Origin of the sequence: Pseudomonas fragi, assembly GCF_900105835.1 — a bacterium.
Lineage (GTDB): Bacteria > Pseudomonadota > Gammaproteobacteria > Pseudomonadales > Pseudomonadaceae > Aquipseudomonas > Aquipseudomonas fragi.
On sequence record NZ_LT629783.1, the window covers coordinates 3,730,028 to 3,748,098 of the forward strand.

Consider the following 18,071-nt stretch of genomic DNA (forward strand, 5'->3'; position numbering starts at 1 on the left):
GCTTGTGATTCGTGTACTGGTAGCGGAAGACCACACCATCGTGCGTGAAGGGATCAAGCAATTGATCGGCCTGGCCAAGGACTTGCTGGTGGTGGGCGAGGCCGGCAATGGTGAGCAATTGCTGGAAACATTGCGCCATGTACCCTGCGAGGTGGTGTTGCTGGATATCTCCATGCCCGGGGTCAATGGCCTGGAAGCGATACCGCGCATCCGTGCCCTGAACAACCCGCCGGCCATTCTGGTGCTGTCGATGCATGACGAAGCGCAGATGGCGGCGCGGGCGCTGAAGTTTGGCGCGGCGGGTTATGCCACCAAGGACAGTGACCCGGCGCTGTTGCTGATGGCCATCCGCAAGGTGGCGGCGGGCGGTCGTTATATTGACCCGGACCTGGCGGACCGCATGGTGTTCGAGGTCGGCCTGACCGATTCGCGGCCATTGCATGCATTGCTGTCCGAGCGCGAGTTTTCGGTGTTCAAGCGCCTGGCCCAGGGCGATAACGTCAACGATATAGCCCAGCAACTGGCGTTGAGCAGCAAGACCATCAGCACCCACAAGGCGCGGCTGATGCAAAAGCTCAACATCACGTCCCTGGCCGAGCTGGTCAAATACGCAATGGAGCACAAGTTGTTGTAGCGACTTGCACCTTTCCCTGTGGGAGTGGGCTTGCCCGCGATGGCATCGCTGCGGTTTGCTTGACAGACCACGGTGCCTGAATCGCGAGCAAGCCCGCTCCCACAACTTATCTGTTTACGACCCTTTTGGCCTGTCCCCGGGCCATGTTGCCGGAGTTGCCCGGCGCGACCATCCCAATCACGACATCCCTGTAGGGCAATCCCTACCCAAGGCCTTCCAACCGCCTGATGTCAATCTCTCTCGCCCCCCGATTTCTGTGGGGTGGCCGCTTCTTTAGTCTTGGGCTACGGCAGTCCAAAACAAAAGGTGCGGTTATGAGTCAGGTCGGTGCAAGCGCTGGGGCGGATGAGATTCTGGTCAGCTTTCGTGGTGTGCAAAAAAGCTACGACGGCGAAAATCTGATCGTCAAGGATCTCAACCTGGACATTCGCAAAGGCGAGTTCCTGACTTTGCTCGGGCCTTCCGGCTCGGGCAAAACCACCAGCCTGATGATGCTGGCCGGCTTCGAGACACCCACCGCCGGCGAGATCCTGCTGGCCGGGCGCTCGATCAACAACGTGCCGCCGCACAAGCGCGATATCGGCATGGTGTTTCAAAACTATGCCCTGTTCCCGCACATGACCGTGGCCGAAAACCTCGGCTTCCCCCTGTCGGTACGCGGCCTCAACCGCACCGATATCAGCGAGCGGGTCAAGCGCGTGCTGAGCATGGTGCAGCTCGATGCTTTCGCCCAGCGTTACCCGGCCCAGTTGTCCGGCGGCCAGCAACAGCGTGTGGCCCTGGCCCGGGCACTGGTGTTCGAGCCGCAGTTGGTACTGATGGACGAACCCCTGGGTGCACTGGACAAACAACTGCGTGAACACATGCAGATGGAAATCAAACATCTGCATCAGCGCCTGGGCGTGACCGTGGTCTATGTGACCCATGACCAGGGCGAAGCGCTGACCATGTCCGACCGCGTGGCTGTGTTCCACCAGGGTGAAATCCAGCAAATCGCCCCGCCGCGCATGCTCTACGAAGAGCCGAAAAACACCTTTGTGGCCAATTTTATCGGTGAGAACAACCGCCTCAACGGCCGCCTGCATAGCCGGGACGGCGATCGCTGCGTGGTCGAGCTGGGCCGTGGCGAAAAAGTCCAGGCCCTGGCGGTGAATGTCGGGCGTACCGGCGACCCGGTAACCCTGTCGATTCGCCCGGAGCGCATCAGCCTCAATGGCTCCAGTGAGTCGTGCGCCAACCGGTTCTCGGGCCGGGTCGAAGAATTTATCTACCTGGGCGACCACGTTCGGGTACGCCTGGAAGTCTGTGGCATGAACGATTTCTTTGTGAAACAGCCGATTGCCGAGCTGGACCCCGCCCTGGCCGTCGGCGACGTCGTGCCACTGGGCTGGCAGGTCGAACATGTACGTGCGCTGGACCCTCTCTTAGAGGCGAATTGATCGCCCCGGCTTCACCAACCCTGCACAGTGGAGAACAACAATGCATACATCCTTCAAGTTCACGGCCCTGAGTCTGGGCCTGCTGTTCGCGGCCAATGCACTGGCCGCAACCGATCTGACCGTGGTGTCGTTTGGCGGCGCGAACAAGGCAGCCCAGGTCAAGGCGTTCTACGCCCCCTGGGAAGCCAAGGGCGACGGCAAGATCATCGCCGGGGAATACAACGGTGAAATGGCCAAGATCAAGGCCATGGTCGACACCAAAAGCATCTCCTGGGATCTGGTCGAGGTGGAGTCCCCGGAACTGTCCCGCGGTTGCGACGAGGACATGTTCGAACCGCTGGACCCTGCGTTGTTCGGTAACCCTGAGCAATACGTCAAAGGCGCGATTCAGTCCTGCGGGGCGGGCTTCTTCGTGTGGTCTACGGTACTGGCCTACAACGCCGACAAACTGAAAACCGCTCCCACCAGTTGGGCGGATTTCTGGGACACCAAAACCTTCCCGGGCAAGCGCGGGCTGCGCAAAGGCGCCAAGTACACCCTGGAATTTGCCTTGATGGCCGATGGTGTCGCGCCCAAAGATGTTTACACCGTGCTGGCGAGCAAGGACGGTCAGAACCGCGCCTTCAAGAAACTCGACGAACTCAAGCCGAGCATTCAGTGGTGGGAAGCAGGCGCCCAGCCACCGCAGTACCTGGCCTCGGGTGACGTGGTGATGAGTTCGGCCTACAACGGCCGCATCGCGGCGGTACAAAAAGAAAGCAACCTGAAAATCGTCTGGAACGGCGGCATCTACGACTTTGATGCCTGGGCCATCCCCAAAGGCCTGGGCAAAGCCAAGGCCGACGCCGCGAAGAAGTTCATGGCGTTCACCTTGCAGCCACAGCAGCAGAGCGTTTATTCGCAAAACATCGCCTACGGCCCGGCCAACAAGGAGGCCATGCCTTTGCTGCCTAAAGAGGTGCAGGCCGACATGCCAACGGCTCCAGAAAACATCGCCAACCAGGTGCAGATCGATGTCAGCTTCTGGGCGGACAACGGTGAGCAACTGGAGCAACGCTTCAACGCCTGGGCTGCCAAGTAAGCAGCGCTGACATGCGGTGTGCCCGAGAGGGTGCGCCGCCATCGTTTAAAGATTTTCGGAGTTCGCCATGGCCGTCGCCGTTCCCCTGAACGAGGTCTCCAGCCCCACCTTGAAGAAGCGCCTGGCGCATACCGAGCGGGTCAACCGCTGGAAGGCGCAGGCGCTGATTGCACCCCTGGTGATTTTTTTGCTGCTGGTGTTTCTGGTCCCGATTGCGGCCCTGCTTTATAAAAGCGTCGGCAACCCGGAAGTCGTCGACGGCTTGCCGCGCACCGTGGTGGCCGTGCAAGACTGGGACGCCAAGGGCTTGCCCGCGGAGCCGGTGTACCGGGCCTTGAGTGAAGACCTGGCCGAGGCGCGCAAGAATCAAGTCCTGGGCGATTTGTCCAAGCGTCTGAACATGGAACTGGCCGGCTACCGCAGCCTGCTGATGAAAACCGCCAAGGCGTTGCCGTTCAAGGCCGCGCCCGAATCGTATAAAGATGCGCTGGAAGGGATCGATGAGCGTTGGGGCGACCCCGCATACTGGCAGGCGATCAAGCGCAACAGTTCCAGCGTGACCCCGTTTTACCTGCTGGCAGCGGTGGATCACCGCATCGACGATCTGGGTGAGATCGCCCAGGCCACGCCGGACCAGTCCATCTATCTGGACATTTTCGCCCGTACGTTCTGGATGGGGTTTGTGATTACCTGCATCTGCCTGGTGCTGGCTTACCCGTTGGCGTACCTGCTGGCCAACCTGCCGACACGCCAGAGCAACCTGTTGATGATCCTGGTGCTGCTGCCGTTCTGGACCTCGGTGCTGGTGCGGGTGGCATCGTGGATCGTGCTGCTGCAATCGGGTGGCCTGATCAACAGCGCGCTGCTGAGCATGGGCCTGATCGACAAGCCGCTGGAGCTGGTGTTCAACCGCACCGGGGTGTACATCGCGATGGTGCATATCCTGTTGCCCTTCATGATTCTGCCGATCTACAGCGTGATGAAAGGTATATCGCCGACCTATATGCGGGCTGCGATCTCGCTGGGATGTCATCCGTTTGCCAGCTTTTGGCGGGTGTATTTCCCGCAGACCTATGCTGGTGTCGGCGCGGGCTGCCTGCTGGTGTTCATCATTGCCATTGGCTACTACATCACCCCGGCCCTGCTGGGCAGCCCGAACGACCAGATGGTCAGTTACTTCGTGGCGTTCTACACCAACACCAGCATCAACTGGGGCATGGCGACGGCATTGGGCGGCTTGCTGCTGCTGGCCACCGTGGTGCTGTACCTGATGTACAACTGGCTGGTAGGCGCCAGCCGCCTGCGCCTGAGCTGAGGAGAACGCCATGCTGAGCCCCTACATGTCACCCGTTGAACGGGTCTGGTTCTACAGCTTGCGCATTCTTTGCGGGCTGATCCTGTTGTTCCTGATTTTGCCGGTGCTGGTGATTATTCCACTGTCGTTCAATTCGGGGAGTTTTCTGGTGTATCCACTGCAGGGTTTTTCGCTGCATTGGTACCAGGACTTCTTTGCCTCGGCCGAATGGATGCGGGCCCTGAAAAACAGCGTGATCGTGGCCCCGGCTGCGACCGTGCTGGCGATGGTCTTTGGCACGCTGGCGGCGATCGGCCTGACCCGGGGGGATTTCCCGGGCAAGGCCCTGGTGATGGCGCTGGTGATTTCACCGATGGTGGTGCCGGTGGTGATCATTGGTGTGGCCAGTTACCTGTTCTTTGCCCCGTTGGGCCTGGGCAACAGCTATATCTCTCTGATCGTGGTGCATGCGGTGTTGGGCGTGCCCTTTGTGATCATTACCGTGTCGGCCACCTTGCAGGGCTTCAACCATAACCTGGTGCGGGCGGCTGCCAGCCTTGGGGCATCGCCGTTGACGGCGTTTCGCCGGGTGACCTTGCCGTTGATTGCGCCGGGGGTGATTTCGGGGGCGTTGTTTGCGTTCGCCACCTCGTTCGATGAGGTGGTGGTCACCCTGTTTTTGGCGGGGCCGGAGCAGGCGACCCTGCCACGGCAGATGTTCAGTGGTATTCGCGAAAACCTCAGCCCGACCATCGCTGCGGCGGCGACTTTGTTGATCGCGTTTTCGGTGGTGTTGTTGCTGACGCTGGAGTGGCTGCGCGGGCGTAGCGAGAAACTGCGCACGGCGCAGGCCTAGAACCAGCAGGCATCCCACAGGGGGTAATCACCGATCCGCGTGGTCAGTTGGGCGCGGATCGGGTTTTTGATGATGTAGCGGGCTATGTCTTTTATGTCTTCTTCCTTGCGCAAGGCACGGTCGTGGTAGCCCTTTTGCCAAATTCGCTCGCGGGTGTTGGCCCGTTTGTTGACGCTGACGCTGCTGCGTGATTTCACACGGCACATCAACTCCCCCAGTGTTTTATCTTTTAATTCAACCAGCCAATGGAAGTGGTCCGGCATCACGACCCATGCCTTCGATATTACGACTCCGTCGTCATGCGCCTGCCTGAACTGTTCCACCACAAGGCGACCCAAATGGAAGTCTTTGAAAATTGGCTGACGTTGCTGGGTGATAGTCGTTAGCAGATAAAGACGACCGCATTCGGAGTGACGGCCGATACGCAGGCGGTAAGCGTTCTTTGAGATTGGCAATCCATTGCCCTCCGTTACTGTGTTTTCTAAACCTAGATCACTTCCGAACATGCCATTGAAGTAACTATTAACCAGATATTGCGTCTTTCGTAGCAGCTGCCGAAGGCTGCGTCCGAGTGCGAAGCGCTCGTAAATCGGTAACGCATGTTTCTGGAAGATAGGGAGGACGGTTTTACGGCCTTCGGCCGGACGTCGCCTTCGGCAACTGCTACGGGAGGTCGGGTGGTATGGGTGGGCCAATCATCGCTGCTACGGTGTGCGGCACATAGCCAGCGGTATACAATGCGCGCCACCGTGTTTAGCCCACTAAAAGGTGCGTCATGCAGCCCTTCGCTATTGCCCCATCGATTCTTTCTGCCGATTTCGCCCGTCTCGGCGAAGAAGTGGACAACGTACTCGCCGCGGGTGCTGATATCGTTCACTTCGATGTCATGGACAACCATTACGTACCCAACCTGACCATCGGCCCGATGGTCTGCGCCGCCCTGCGCAAGTACGGCGTCACCGCACCCATCGATGCGCATCTGATGGTCAGCCCGGTCGACCGCATCATCGGCGACTTTATCGAAGCCGGCGCCACTTACATCACGTTCCACCCCGAAGCCACCCAGCACATCGACCGCTCCCTGCAACTGATCCGCGAAGGCGGCTGCAAGGCAGGTCTGGTGTTCAACCCGGCAACCCCGCTGGATGTGCTCAAGTACGTGATGGACAAGGTCGACATGATCTTGCTGATGAGCGTCAACCCGGGCTTTGGCGGGCAAAAATTCATTCCCGGCACGCTCAACAAGTTGCGCGAAGCCCGTGCGCTGATCGATGCCAGCGGTCGCGAGATTCGCCTGGAAATCGACGGCGGCGTAAACGTCGGCAATATCCGTGAAATCGCTGAAGCCGGGGCTGACACCTTTGTCGCCGGTTCCGCGATTTTCAACACGCCGAACTACGAAGAAGTCATTCAAAAAATGCGCGCCGAGCTTGCGTTGGCCCGCCCATGAGCCGCTTTGAGCAGCTACTCCAGGGGCAGCTGCCAAAACTGGTGATGTTCGATCTGGATGGCACCCTGATTGATTCAGTGCCGGATCTGGCGGATGCCGTGGAGACCATGCTGCTCAAGCTGGGCCGCCCACCCGCCGGGATCGAAAACGTGCGGTTGTGGATCGGCAACGGCGCGCCCATGCTGGTGCGCCGTGCCCTGGCCGACAATATGGACGGCAGCGGCGTCGATGACGTCGAGGCCGAGCATGCACTGGAGATTTTCATGGACGCCTACGACGGCGGCCATGCACACACCACGGTTTACCCCGGCGTGCGTGAAAGCCTCAAGTGGCTGCAAAAGCAGGGCGTTGAAATGGCCCTGATCACCAACAAGCCTGAGCGCTTTGTCGCTCCCCTGCTCGATGAATTGAAGCTGGGGCGGTTTTTTCGCTGGATCATCGGTGGTGACACCCTGCCACAGAAAAAACCCGACCCGGCTGCGCTGCTGTTCGTGATGAAAATGGCGGGCGCCACCCCGGCCCAGTCGATGTTTATCGGTGATTCACGCAATGACGTACTGGCGGCCAAGGCTGCCGGTGTGCGTTGCGTCGCGCTGAGCTACGGCTACAACCACGGTCGCCCGATTGAAGAAGAGTCACCGGATATGGTGATCGACAATCTGCAAGAGCTGATAGCCGGTTGCTTAGAATCTGCGCCTGAGATAACGTTGGGCAATTCTGTTCCCTCCTCTCGAAGAGATTCCATCGTGGTGGTCACTCGCAAACTCTGGATGAAAGTCATCAAGGCCCTGGCCCGCTGGCGTTGGCGCGCCTGACTTGAATCTGGCCGCTGAGTCGGCACGTTTGCACACCTGACCGTTTTACCCTCAGACCACGAGGCACCTCATGATCCGCGAAGAATTCCTGCGTTTGGCCGCTGCCGGCTATAACCGTATCCCCCTTGCCCGCGAAACCCTGGCTGACTTCGACACGCCGCTGTCGATCTATCTGAAACTGGCCGATCAGCCCAACTCCTATTTGCTGGAGTCGGTGCAGGGCGGTGAGAAGTGGGGGCGTTATTCGATCATTGGCCTGCCATGCCGCACCGTGCTGCGTGTGCATGATCACCAGGTCAGCGTGACCCATGACGGTGTCGAGATCGAAGCCTGCGAAGTGCAAGACCCGCTGACCTTCGTTGAAGAATTCAAGGCCCGCTACAACGTGCCGACCATCGCCGGTTTGCCGCGTTTCAACGGTGGCCTGGTGGGCTATTTTGGTTATGACTGCGTGCGTTATGTGGAGAAGCGTCTGGGCAAGTGCCCGAACCCTGATCCACTGGGCGTGCCGGATATTCTGCTGATGGTGTCGGACGCCGTGGTGGTGTTCGATAACCTGGCCGGCAAGATGCACGCCATTGTGCTGGTCGACCCGGCCCAGCCTGATGCTTATGAAGAAGGCCAGGCCCGCCTTGAAGCGCTGCTTGAACAACTGCGCCAGCCAATTGCACCGCGCCGTGGCCTGGACTTCACTGCACAGCAGGCAGCGGACCCGGTGTTTCGTTCCAGCTTCACCCAGGCTGACTACGAAAAAGCGGTCGATACCATCAAGGACTACATCCTGGCCGGCGACTGCATGCAGGTGGTGCCGTCGCAGCGCATGTCCATCGATTTCAAGGCCGCACCGATCGACCTGTACCGTGCGCTGCGCTGCTTCAACCCGACGCCGTACATGTACTTCTTCAATTTCGGTGATTTCCACGTCGTGGGCAGCTCGCCGGAAGTGCTGGTACGGGTTGAAGACAACCTGATCACCGTACGCCCGATTGCCGGCACACGCCCACGCGGCGCGACTGAAGAGGCCGATCTGGCGCTCGAAGAGGACCTGCTCAGTGATGACAAGGAAATCGCCGAGCACTTGATGCTGATCGACCTGGGCCGTAACGATACGGGTCGCGTTTCAGAAATCGGTTCGGTCAAGCTCACCGAGAAGATGGTGATCGAGCGTTATTCCAACGTGATGCACATTGTGTCCAACGTCACTGGCCAACTGAAAAGCGGGCTGACGGCGATGGACGCCCTGCGGGCGATTTTGCCGGCGGGCACGTTGTCCGGTGCGCCAAAAATCCGTGCGATGGAAATCATCGACGAGCTGGAGCCGGTCAAGCGCGGTGTGTATGGCGGTGCGGTGGGTTACTTCGCCTGGAACGGCAATATGGACACGGCGATTGCCATCCGTACTGCGGTGATCAAGAACGGTGAACTGCATGTGCAGGCCGGTGGCGGCATTGTCGCGGACTCGGTCCCGGCCCTGGAATGGGAAGAGACGCTGAACAAGCGCCGTGCGATGTTCCGCGCCGTGGCCCTGGCCGAGCAAACCCCGCGGGATTGATTGCGCGCCCTGTGCCGTAGCCGCTGGCGAAGGGTGCGTGCGATTGCGAAGCGATCGTAAATTCTGACAGCCCGGTTCATCTGAAAGACCGAGTTGGCAGACTTTACGACGGCTTCGCCGCCGGACGCAGCCAGCGGCAGCTGCTACGAAGAGCTTCTGTTTATCAGAAGTTCAGGCTCACCCCGATAGTGGCGCCCTGTTGCGTTACCCCATCACTCTTTCTCGCGTTATAAGCCGCCCGCAGCACAAGGTCGGCAGTCAATCTGTGGCTGACCCCCAGGCTTACACGGGCAAGGTTGCTGGGTGGTGTATAGCCCTCGAGCTTGAAGCGATTGTCGGGTAGGCTGTTGAGTGCGATGTTCAGGCGCTGGGTATCGCTCTGGAACTCATGTTCATGGGCGGCCTCGCCAAATAACAGCGTTTGTGGGGTGGCCTGGTAACTGGCGAGCAAACCCGCGCCCAAGCGATTTGAAACAAGTGTCTGCTCTTCGTAGTTCAATGCAGTGGAGCGCCGGCCCTTTTCTTCATAGCGGTTAACTTCCACCCGCGAGTAATCGGCGCTGATAAAGGGGGAGAGCTGCCACAGGTCAGATGCCTGTGCGATTTCATAACCCAGGCGTGTACTCAATGCTCGCAAATGGCCTTCAGCCTGGCCTTGCTCCATATCACTACCCACCCCAAGCGCGAATTTTCGTTTCAGGCTGTCGTAATCCAGCCTGCCCAACGTCAGTGCCGCATCCCCCCACCAGTGATTGTGCTGGTATTGGGCAAACACGCTACCCAGATAGCTGCTGAGCTTGTAGTCCGATTTATTAGCCCCGGTTTCCAGGCGTTGCCGGTAAAACCCGCCGGCAATGCCAAATCGCCAGTTGTCATCCAGCCTGTAGCTGGTGCCGATATTGAGGTTATAGCCTTTGCCATCTGCCTTCACGGCCGTGGTCTGCTTGTCGATTTCCAGGCGTTGCCCGCCACCGGCGAGCAGCGTTCGCCACTGGCCAATGGCTTGCCATTGACCGTCGTCGCCAGCCCATTGGTTGCGCAACTGGTCTTGATGGGCGTTGAGCGAGCCTTGGGCCATAACGGGTAACAAGGTCAGCTCCCACGGCACGGCCAGCAATGAGTAGGCATAGTCGGCAATCAGCTGTTGCCCTGTCTCGGTGGGGTGTACCGAGTCGTTGAATAGCAGTTTGGCCGGGTTGGGGGTTGCGCTGTTGAGGCCGTACTGCGGGTTTTCCGTACACTCTTCGCCGTTGAAACAGGTCGCGACAAGGTCCTGCCCCAGTGCCAGGCCATAACGGGCGGGGTCGGCGATGGCTTCACGCAGCAGCAGCGGGATATTGAGGGGAATCACTTCGGCGTCTATCTGCGCCAGTTGCTGGGTTAGCTCATGATTGAACAGGGCGCTCAGGGCGCTGGTGCCAGCCTGGGTGGGTGTACCGTAAACGGCTGGCGTCAGGCCCAGATCGGGCAGCAGCCAGACCATGATGTAGCGTGCCCCTGCCTGTTGCAGGGTGTGGGCGCTTGCCGCCAGGCTTTGTGCGGCTTGGCCTGCCTCGGCGGGGTTGGTGACCTTGCCTTGGAGAAAGTCATTACCGCCGCCTGAAATGAAATACAACGCCTTGGGGTCAGCCGTGAAGCTGTTCTGCACAAGGTAACCAGGCTTGCTGCGCAGGACGTAGCCGCCGACGAAGGACCAGTCATCCGGGATGGCGACCTTTGACTCGGTCTTGATGGAATTGAGAATCTGGTCTGTGCGATAGCCGCCAACCGCCCAGTTGTTGCCGTCGGGCTCCCCTGCAAGAGAGTTGCCCGGCGAAGTGGACGGGCGCAGGTCTGCGGGGGCGATCCCCAGTTGGGTGCCCAGCCGCGTGGGCGTTACTGCAGCATATTCCTCCCCCCGGTAATCCCTGTACGTCGGCCCGGTGCGGTTGGTGAAGCGCATACCTGTGCCGACCCCTGGAAAATGCCCCGAGTCGCTCAGGCTGTCGCCGAACACGATCATGGTGGAATACGGCGAGGGTGCTGCTATGGCACGTTCACTGACGACGGACAGGATGCATCCCGCCAAGGGGATGAGTAGGGAGAGCCTGCGCATGTGATGACCTGTTTTTATTGTTTGGGGCGCAGACATTAGCAAAACAAACTGTATTAAATGTTTCATGTAAAACAATGTCACAAAGTACTTAAAGGGTGTTTTTCCCCGTATTTGCTGCCCCGTGTTGCACCTGTCGCACGGCTACGTTACTGTGCCATGACGTAGAAATGAGACCCTTCCTGTGTTGATCATCAGCAAACTCTTTATGCGAGTTCTCAAGGCCCAAGGCCGTTGGCGTTGGCGCGCCTAATATTTCTCTGCCGGCCCCGCCGGACCTGCCCCCTGCGTTTTCCTGAATGGCTGCCCCCCTCGGTTGGTGTGTTCAATCCAGCAATCGAAACTGCGGGTCATGCATTCTGAAAACAGTTTTGAATGTCAGTGAATTCAGAGGTTTAGCAGCATGTTGCTGATGATCGACAATTACGACTCTTTTACTTACAACGTTGTGCAGTACCTCGGCGAGTTGGGTGCCGAGGTCAAGGTGGTGCGTAACGATGAACTGACCGTGGCCCAGATCGAAGCGCTCAAGCCCGAGCGCATTGTGGTCTCGCCCGGCCCTTGCACGCCGAACGAGGCGGGCATCTCCCTCGAAGCCATCCAGTACTTTGCCGGCAAGTTGCCGATCCTGGGCGTGTGCCTGGGCCATCAGTCCATCGGCCAGGCCTTTGGCGGTGATGTGGTTCGCGCCCGGCAAGTGATGCACGGCAAGACCAGCCCGGTCTATCACCTCGATACCGGGGTGTTTCAGAGCCTGAACAATCCGTTGACCGTCACCCGTTACCACTCGCTGGTGGTCAAGCGCGAAACCCTGCCGGACTGCCTGGAGCTGACCGCCTGGACGCAGCTTGAGGATGGCTCGGTCGACGAGATCATGGGCCTGCGCCACAAGACGCTGAACATCGAAGGGGTGCAGTTTCACCCCGAGTCGATCCTGACCGAACAGGGTCATGAACTGTTTGCCAACTTTCTTAAACAAACCGGCGGCACGCGCTAAGGACTTCACATGGATATCAAGACAGCCCTGAACCGTATCGTCGGGCACCTCGACCTGACCACCGATGAAATGCGCGATGTGATGCGCGACATCATGACCGGTCAATGCACCGAGGCGCAGATCGGCGCCTTTATGATGGGCATGCGCATGAAGAGCGAAAGCATCGACGAAATCGTCGGTGCCGTCACCGTGATGCGCGAGCTGGCAGACAAGGTTGAACTCAATACCCTGGACGGTGTGGTCGATATCGTCGGCACTGGCGGCGACGGCGCGAATATTTTCAACGTGTCCACCGCCTCGGCGTTGGTGATTTCGGCGGCCGGTTGCACGGTGGCCAAACATGGCAACCGCGCTGTATCCGGTAAAAGCGGCAGTGCCGACCTGCTGGAAGCGGCCGGTGTGTACCTGAACCTGACCCCGATTCAAGTCGCCCGCTGCATTGACAGTGTGGGCATCGGTTTTATGTTCGCGCAATGCCATCATGGCGCCATGAAGCATGCGGCCATCCCCCGTCGTGATCTTGGCCTGCGCACCCTGTTCAATATGCTTGGCCCGCTTACGAATCCGGCTGGTGTATTGCATCAGGTGGTCGGCGTGTTCAACCAGGCGTTGTGCCGGCCTCTGGCTGAAGTGTTGCAGCGTCTGGGCAGCAAGCATGTGCTGGTGGTGCATTCGCAGGATGGCCTGGATGAGTTCAGCCTGGCAGCCCCGACCTTTGTGGCGGAATTGCATAAAGGTGAAATCAAGGAATATTGGGTCCAGCCTGAAGACCTTGGCATCAAGAGCCAAAGCCTGTTTGGCCTGGTGGTCGACAGCCCGGAGCAATCGCTGGAACTGATCCGTGATGCCCTGGGGCGACGCAAAACCGAAGCTGGCCAGAAAGCGGCTGAAATGATTGTACTCAATGCAGGTGCTGCTCTGTACGCTGCGGACCTTGCCTACACACTCAAAGAAGGTGTGGAATTGGCTCACGACGCGCTGCATACCGGCCTGGCCCGGGAAAAGCTCGAAGAGCTGGGCGCATTTACCGCTATTTTCAAGCAGGAGAATGAAGCATGAGTGTGCCAACCGTTCTGGAAAATATTCTGGCGCGTAAAGTTCAGGAAGTTGCCGAGCGCAGTGCGCGGGTAAGCCTGGCTGAACTTGAGCGATTGGCGGCTCAGGCTGATCCTGTTCGTGGATTTGCCAGTGCCTTGCTGGCGCAGGCCAAGACAAAACAGCCCGCAGTGATTGCCGAAATCAAAAAGGCTTCGCCGAGCAAAGGCGTGATTCGCGAGCACTTCGTGCCTGCCGAGATTGCCAAGAGCTACCAGGCGGGCGGTGCAACTTGCCTGTCCGTGCTGACCGATATCGACTACTTCCAGGGCGCCGATGCATACCTGCAGCAGGCGCGTGCGGCCTGCTCCTTGCCGGTGATTCGCAAGGACTTCATGATCGACCCGTACCAGATCGTCGAAGCCCGGGCATTGGGCGCCGACTGTGTGCTGCTGATCGTCTCCGCGCTGGACGACGTGAAAATGGCCGAACTGGCGGCTGTAGCCAAAAGTGTCGGGTTGGATGTGCTGGTTGAAGTCCATGATGGCGATGAGCTTGAGCGCGCGCTGAAAACCCTCGACACACCGTTGGTGGGTATCAACAACCGCAACCTGCATACGTTTGAAGTCAGCCTGGAAACCACCCTCGACCTGTTGCCGCGTGTGCCCCGTGATCGCCTGGTGATTACCGAAAGCGGGATTCTCAACCGCGCAGATGTGGAACTGATGGAAATCAGCGAAGTGTATTCGTTCCTGGTGGGCGAAGCCTTTATGCGTGCCGAGAACCCGGGTAATGAGCTGCAGCGTCTGTTCTTCCCGGAGCGTGCTGTAGCAGTGACGGGCTCGACCCTGGATTGACTCAATCCCCGCTCCCACAAGGGCTCAGTGTCTGATAAGGAATCCCATGACACCCATTCAGCAACTCACCGTCGAAGCCGGCCTCAAGGCCGAACAGGATTTACTGGCCTCGGTCTGTGCCGGGGAGTTGCAGGCCGCAGTATTGTTCTGGCAGCCCACTGACCGGGCGCTGGTCATGCCGCGGCGCCTGAGCCGCCTGCCGGGCTTTGCGCAGGCCAGTGTCGAACTGGCTGCCAGTGGCTGGCCGATCCTGCTGCGTGAAACCGGCGGCGAACCCGTCCCGCAATCGGCATCGACCGTCAATATCGCATTGGTGTATGCGCCCTTGCCCAGTGAAGGCGATCACGGTCGCATCGAAATGGCCTATCGTCGACTGTGCGAGCCAATTTGCGATCTGTTGACCGAACTGGGTGGTACGGCCTCATTGGGGGAAGTTGAGGGCGCTTTCTGCGATGGCCGCTTCAACGTCAATCTCAATGCCCGAAAACTGGTCGGCACCGCCCAGCGCTGGCGCCAGAGCAAAGGCGGGCAACGACCTGTCGGCCTGGTACACGGTGCATTGCTGGTGGATAACGAGCGTGAGTCGATGGTGGCTGCGGTCAATCGCTTCAATGTGTTGTGCGATCTGGAGCAACGCTGCCTTGCCGACAGCCATATCGCGCTGCACGAGGCCTTTGCAGCCCCGGACTTCTTTGAGCGCCTGAGTGCCCGTTATCAACAGATCCTGGCGCCCTTGCTCAAGGGTTAACGTGTGCCGAACACCACCATCGTCTTGCCTTTGACGTTCACCAGGTTCTGTTCTTCCAGGCTCTTGAGTACACGGCCGACCATCTCGCGCGAACAGCCAACAATCCTGCCAATTTCCTGACGGGTGATCTTGATTTGCATGCCATCGGGATGGGTCATGGCATCAGGTTGCTTGCACAGTTCCAGCAAACAGCGAGCCACTCTTCCAGTGACATCAAAGAACGCCAGATCCCCGACCTTGCGCGTGGTGTTGCGCAAGCGCTGTGCGATTTGGCCGCTTAAAGCGTAAAGAATTTCCGGTTCTTGCTGTGTGTATTCTCTGAATTTCGGGTAGCTGATTTCAGCAACTTCGCATTCAGTCTTGGCTCGAACCCATGCGCTGCGCGTCTGCTCTTGCCCTGCCTGTTCGAACAAACCCAGCTCGCCGATAAAGTCGCCGCTATTGAGGTAGGCAATGATCATTTCACGGCCTTCCTCGTCTTCAATCAAGACCGTTACCGAGCCTTTGATAATGAAAAACAGGGTGTGCGAAGACTCGCCAGCGCAGATGATATTGCTCTTGGCTGGGTAGCGTTTGCGCTGGCAAAAAGTCAAAAACTTGTCGAGGTTTTTGATCTTGGGTATGGGAGTAAGAGCAACCATGGTTGTTTCCCGGAAAGCTGGCACAGTAAGGGTTAGATCTATTTTTTATATAGAGCGCTCGCTGGCTGGCGCCAGCGATTTGGCGCCAGCTTACCAGACAGGTTCTGTGGGGTTTGCAGAATTTTCGGTATGGCTTGTCGGAGAAACGCTTCAGTGTAGCGACTTATCCGTTTCCGGCCCTGTGCTAAGCTGGCGCCCCTTTTAAAACAGTGGAGTCTGGGCGATGAAGGCACGCATTCAATGGGCGGGAGAAGCCATGTTTCTGGGCGAATCCGGCAGTGGCCACGTTGTTGTCATGGATGGCCCGCCTGAGAGCGGCGGTCGCAACCTGGGTGTACGCCCGATGGAAATGCTGCTGTTGGGCCTAGGCGGCTGCAGCAACTTTGACGTGGTGAGCATTCTCAAGAAGTCGCGTCAGGCGGTGGAGAGCTGTGAAGCGTTTCTGGAGGCCGAGCGCGCCACTGAAGATCCCAAGGTGTTCACCAAGATCCACCTGCATTTTGTGGTCAAGGGCCGTGGCTTGAAAGAAGCCCAGGTCAAGCGTGCCATCGAACTGTCGGCCGAAAAGTATTGCTCGGCATCGATCATGCTCGGCGCGGCGGGGGTTGCCATCAGCCATGATTATGAAATTATTGAACTGGCCTGAGCGGACATTCAATTTTCATAAATGCGCTGCAGACTCTGGCGATCAGTCGCTGACGTCTGCATAATGCGCCACTTTTTTCAGGGTAGTGGCGGGGAATAATCCCGGCCACATGTCCGAACAGATAACCAAAATCGCCATCGCGAAGAGGTGTTAACCGTCCTACGCAGGTGCGTCCCACGCACTTGACGGGCATGCTGGATCACGCGGCCGAGCCGCATCGACATAGAGAGTTTTATAACGGTGAAAAGCAAACTCAAGCTCCACGGGTTCAATAACCTGACAAAGACCTTGAGCTTCAACATCTATGACATCTGTTATGCGGAAACCCCGCAAGACCAGCAGGCATATGTTGAGTACATCAATCAAGAGTACGACGCAGAGCGCCTGACGCAGATCCTTACAGATGTGGTTGATATCATTGGTGCCAACATCCTGAACATTGCCCGTCAGGATTACGACCCACAAGGCGCCAGCGTGACGATTCTGATCTCCGAGCAGCCGGTAATTCCTACCGAAAGCCAGATCGAAGAGTCCCCAGGCCCGCTGCCCGAGACCATCCTGGCTCATCTCGACAAAAGTCATATCACGGTACATACCTACCCGGAGATCCACCCGGTAGACGGTATTGCAACCTTCCGTGTGGATATTGACGTGTCGACGTGCGGCGTTATTTCACCGCTTAAAGCTCTCAACTATCTGATCCATCAGTTTGATTCGGATATCGTGACTGTCGATTACCGCGTGCGTGGTTTTACCCGTGACGTGGAAGGCAAAAAGCACTTTATCGATCACGAGATCAACTCGATCCAGAACTACCTCTCCGAAGACACCCGCGACGGTTACCAGATGACCGACGTGAATGTGTATCAGGAAAATCTGTTCCACACCAAGATGCTGCTCAAGGAGTTCGAACTGGATAACTACCTGTTCGGCGATGCCACCAGCAATCTGTCGGTTGAACAGCGCGCCCAGGTGACTGAGCGGGTGAAGCACGAAATGCTCGAGATTTTCTACGCGCGCAACATGGCGTAAATTCTCGGCACAAAAAAAGGCGGCTACCGTGTGGTAGCCGCCTTTTTTTTGCTTCGCAGCCCCCCTGTGGGAGCGGGCTTGCTCGCGATGGCCTCACCACGGTTCGACACGAAGGCCGCGACGCTTGAATTGCAAGCCAGCCTGCTTGCACAAAGGTTGTGCTGTCAGATCCGGTAGGTGCTTTTGGTCATGACCTTGGCCATCAGGCTCATGCCGAACTTCACCGGGGCAGGGAAGCGAAAGCCTCCGGCATTGAGCGCAGACTCGGCGTGCTGTTCTTCGTCGATGCGCATTTGCTCAAGGATCGCCCGGGACTTTTCGTCCTCCGGCGGCAGTTGCTCAAGATGCTCGTTCAGATGCTTGCACACCTGGTCTTCAGTCGCAGCAACGAAGCCCAGGCTCACCTTGTCACTAATCAGCCCTGCGGCGGCGCCGATCCCGAAAGACATGCCGTAGAACAACGGGTTCAGCACGCTGGGATGGCTGCCCAGCTGGCGGATGCGCTGTTCGCACCAGGCCAGGTGATCGATTTCTTCTTCAGCAGCATGCTCCATCGCTTCACGCACATGGGGCAGCTTGGCTGTCAGCGCCTGGCCTTGGTACAAGGCCTGGGCACACACTTCGCCGGTATGGTTGATGCGCATCAGGCCGGCAACATGACGCTTGGCCTGTGGGGCCAGCGGGTTTTCAGGCTTGACGATGGCCGGTGACGGCCGATGCGGCTGGCCGCTGAAGGGCAGCAACGTGCGCAAGGCGGTGTCGGCTTGTAACAGAAGACGGTCAATCGGCGAGTAGTGACGTTGGGTAGTCATGCTTACCTCCGGAAAAAATCACGGCGGTCAGTTTACCCCAATCGGGCGGTCGGGGTTTGCGTTGGATCAGGGGGTAACGCGAGAGCCGCG

The 18,071-nt window shown here is 58.5% G+C and carries 18 protein-coding genes; 14 read left to right on the plus strand and 4 right to left on the minus strand.

Annotation, left to right across the window (positions count from 1 at the left end; translation table 11 throughout):
* The first annotated feature begins 4 nt into the window (after window positions 1-4).
* The 5 genes from BLU25_RS17055 to BLU25_RS17075 all read left to right on the plus strand — a co-directional run bounded on the left by BLU25_RS17055 (window position 5) and on the right by BLU25_RS17075 (window position 5,304).
* The gene (locus BLU25_RS17055; protein WP_029611598.1) at window positions 5-634 is read left to right on the plus strand and encodes a response regulator; all 630 of its coding nucleotides are present in this window, start codon (window positions 5-7) and stop codon (window positions 632-634) included.
* A 314-nt stretch (window positions 635-948) separates the two neighbouring features.
* The gene (locus BLU25_RS17060) at window positions 949-2,073 is read left to right on the plus strand and encodes an ABC transporter ATP-binding protein (protein ID WP_016782419.1); all 1,125 of its coding nucleotides are present in this window, start codon (window positions 949-951) and stop codon (window positions 2,071-2,073) included.
* A gap of 40 nt (window positions 2,074-2,113) precedes the next feature.
* Entirely contained in the window at window positions 2,114-3,154 is a 1,041-nt protein-coding gene (locus BLU25_RS17065; RefSeq protein WP_016782418.1) for an ABC transporter substrate-binding protein, read from the plus strand.
* A 67-nt stretch (window positions 3,155-3,221) separates the two neighbouring features.
* Entirely contained in the window at window positions 3,222-4,469 is a 1,248-nt protein-coding gene (locus BLU25_RS17070; protein ID WP_016782417.1) for an ABC transporter permease, read from the plus strand.
* Between the two features lie 10 nt (window positions 4,470-4,479).
* The gene (locus tag BLU25_RS17075; protein WP_016782416.1) at window positions 4,480-5,304 is read left to right on the plus strand and encodes an ABC transporter permease; all 825 of its coding nucleotides are present in this window, start codon (window positions 4,480-4,482) and stop codon (window positions 5,302-5,304) included.
* Here the strand turns inward: BLU25_RS17075 and BLU25_RS17080 are convergent.
* Complete coding sequence (locus BLU25_RS17080; protein WP_029611597.1) at window positions 5,301-5,759, minus strand: REP-associated tyrosine transposase; 459 nt, start codon at window positions 5,757-5,759, stop codon at window positions 5,301-5,303. The two genes, BLU25_RS17075 and BLU25_RS17080, sit on opposite strands and share 4 nt — an antisense overlap.
* 320 nt (window positions 5,760-6,079) lie before the next feature.
* On the opposite strand from BLU25_RS17080, the gene rpe reads away from it, so the two are divergent.
* From rpe to trpE, 3 genes are all read left to right on the plus strand, one after another.
* Window positions 6,080-6,754 carry a ribulose-phosphate 3-epimerase gene (rpe, locus tag BLU25_RS17085; protein ID WP_016782414.1) on the plus strand — a complete coding sequence of 225 codons (675 nt, stop codon included), beginning with the start codon at window positions 6,080-6,082 and terminating at the stop codon, window positions 6,752-6,754.
* Window positions 6,751-7,569, plus strand: coding sequence for a phosphoglycolate phosphatase (locus tag BLU25_RS17090; RefSeq protein WP_016782413.1), 819 nt, complete (start codon window positions 6,751-6,753; stop codon window positions 7,567-7,569). The genes rpe and BLU25_RS17090 overlap by 4 nt, the downstream gene beginning before the upstream one ends.
* A gap of 70 nt (window positions 7,570-7,639) precedes the next feature.
* Window positions 7,640-9,121, plus strand: coding sequence for an anthranilate synthase component I (gene trpE, locus BLU25_RS17095; RefSeq protein ID WP_016782412.1), 1,482 nt, complete (start codon window positions 7,640-7,642; stop codon window positions 9,119-9,121).
* A gap of 163 nt (window positions 9,122-9,284) precedes the next feature.
* Here trpE and estP read toward each other — a convergent pair whose 3' ends face one another.
* On the minus strand, window positions 9,285-11,216 hold the full coding sequence (gene estP / locus BLU25_RS17100) for an esterase EstP (RefSeq protein WP_029611596.1): 1,932 nt from the start codon (window positions 11,214-11,216) through the stop codon (window positions 9,285-9,287).
* 400 nt (window positions 11,217-11,616) lie between these two features.
* Between estP and BLU25_RS17105 the strand changes: the two genes are divergently transcribed.
* Genes BLU25_RS17105 through BLU25_RS17120 form a run of 4 tightly spaced genes read left to right on the plus strand, consistent with a single transcriptional unit; the run spans window position 11,617 to window position 14,850 of the window.
* Entirely contained in the window at window positions 11,617-12,210 is a 594-nt protein-coding gene (locus BLU25_RS17105) for an aminodeoxychorismate/anthranilate synthase component II (RefSeq protein WP_016782410.1), read from the plus strand.
* A 9-nt stretch (window positions 12,211-12,219) separates the two neighbouring features.
* Complete coding sequence (gene trpD, locus BLU25_RS17110; protein WP_016782409.1) at window positions 12,220-13,269, plus strand: anthranilate phosphoribosyltransferase; 1,050 nt, start codon at window positions 12,220-12,222, stop codon at window positions 13,267-13,269.
* Window positions 13,266-14,102, plus strand: coding sequence for an indole-3-glycerol phosphate synthase TrpC (gene trpC / locus BLU25_RS17115; RefSeq protein WP_016782408.1), 837 nt, complete (start codon window positions 13,266-13,268; stop codon window positions 14,100-14,102). Before trpD ends, trpC begins: the two co-directional genes overlap by 4 nt.
* 46 nt (window positions 14,103-14,148) lie before the next feature.
* A complete protein-coding gene (locus BLU25_RS17120) occupies window positions 14,149-14,850 on the plus strand; it encodes a lipoate--protein ligase family protein (RefSeq protein WP_016782407.1) in 702 nt (233 codons plus the stop codon).
* Here BLU25_RS17120 and crp read toward each other — a convergent pair.
* Complete coding sequence (crp, locus tag BLU25_RS17125; RefSeq protein WP_016782406.1) at window positions 14,847-15,491, minus strand: cAMP-activated global transcriptional regulator CRP; 645 nt, start codon at window positions 15,489-15,491, stop codon at window positions 14,847-14,849. The genes BLU25_RS17120 and crp overlap by 4 nt on opposite strands.
* Window positions 15,492-15,714: 223 nt before the next feature.
* Between crp and BLU25_RS17130 the strand changes: the two genes are divergently transcribed.
* Both BLU25_RS17130 and speD read left to right on the plus strand, forming a co-directional pair.
* Window positions 15,715-16,137 (plus strand): OsmC family protein, encoded by a 423-nt coding sequence (locus BLU25_RS17130; protein ID WP_016782405.1) that lies wholly within the window; start codon window positions 15,715-15,717, stop codon window positions 16,135-16,137.
* A gap of 240 nt (window positions 16,138-16,377) precedes the next feature.
* A complete protein-coding gene (gene speD, locus BLU25_RS17135) occupies window positions 16,378-17,169 on the plus strand; it encodes an adenosylmethionine decarboxylase (protein WP_016782404.1) in 792 nt (263 codons plus the stop codon).
* A gap of 164 nt (window positions 17,170-17,333) precedes the next feature.
* On the opposite strand, the gene coq7 is transcribed toward speD, so the two are convergent.
* The gene (gene coq7, locus BLU25_RS17140; protein ID WP_016782403.1) at window positions 17,334-17,981 is read right to left on the minus strand and encodes a 2-polyprenyl-3-methyl-6-methoxy-1,4-benzoquinone monooxygenase; all 648 of its coding nucleotides are present in this window, start codon (window positions 17,979-17,981) and stop codon (window positions 17,334-17,336) included.
* Between the last annotated feature and the right edge of the window lie 90 nt (window positions 17,982-18,071).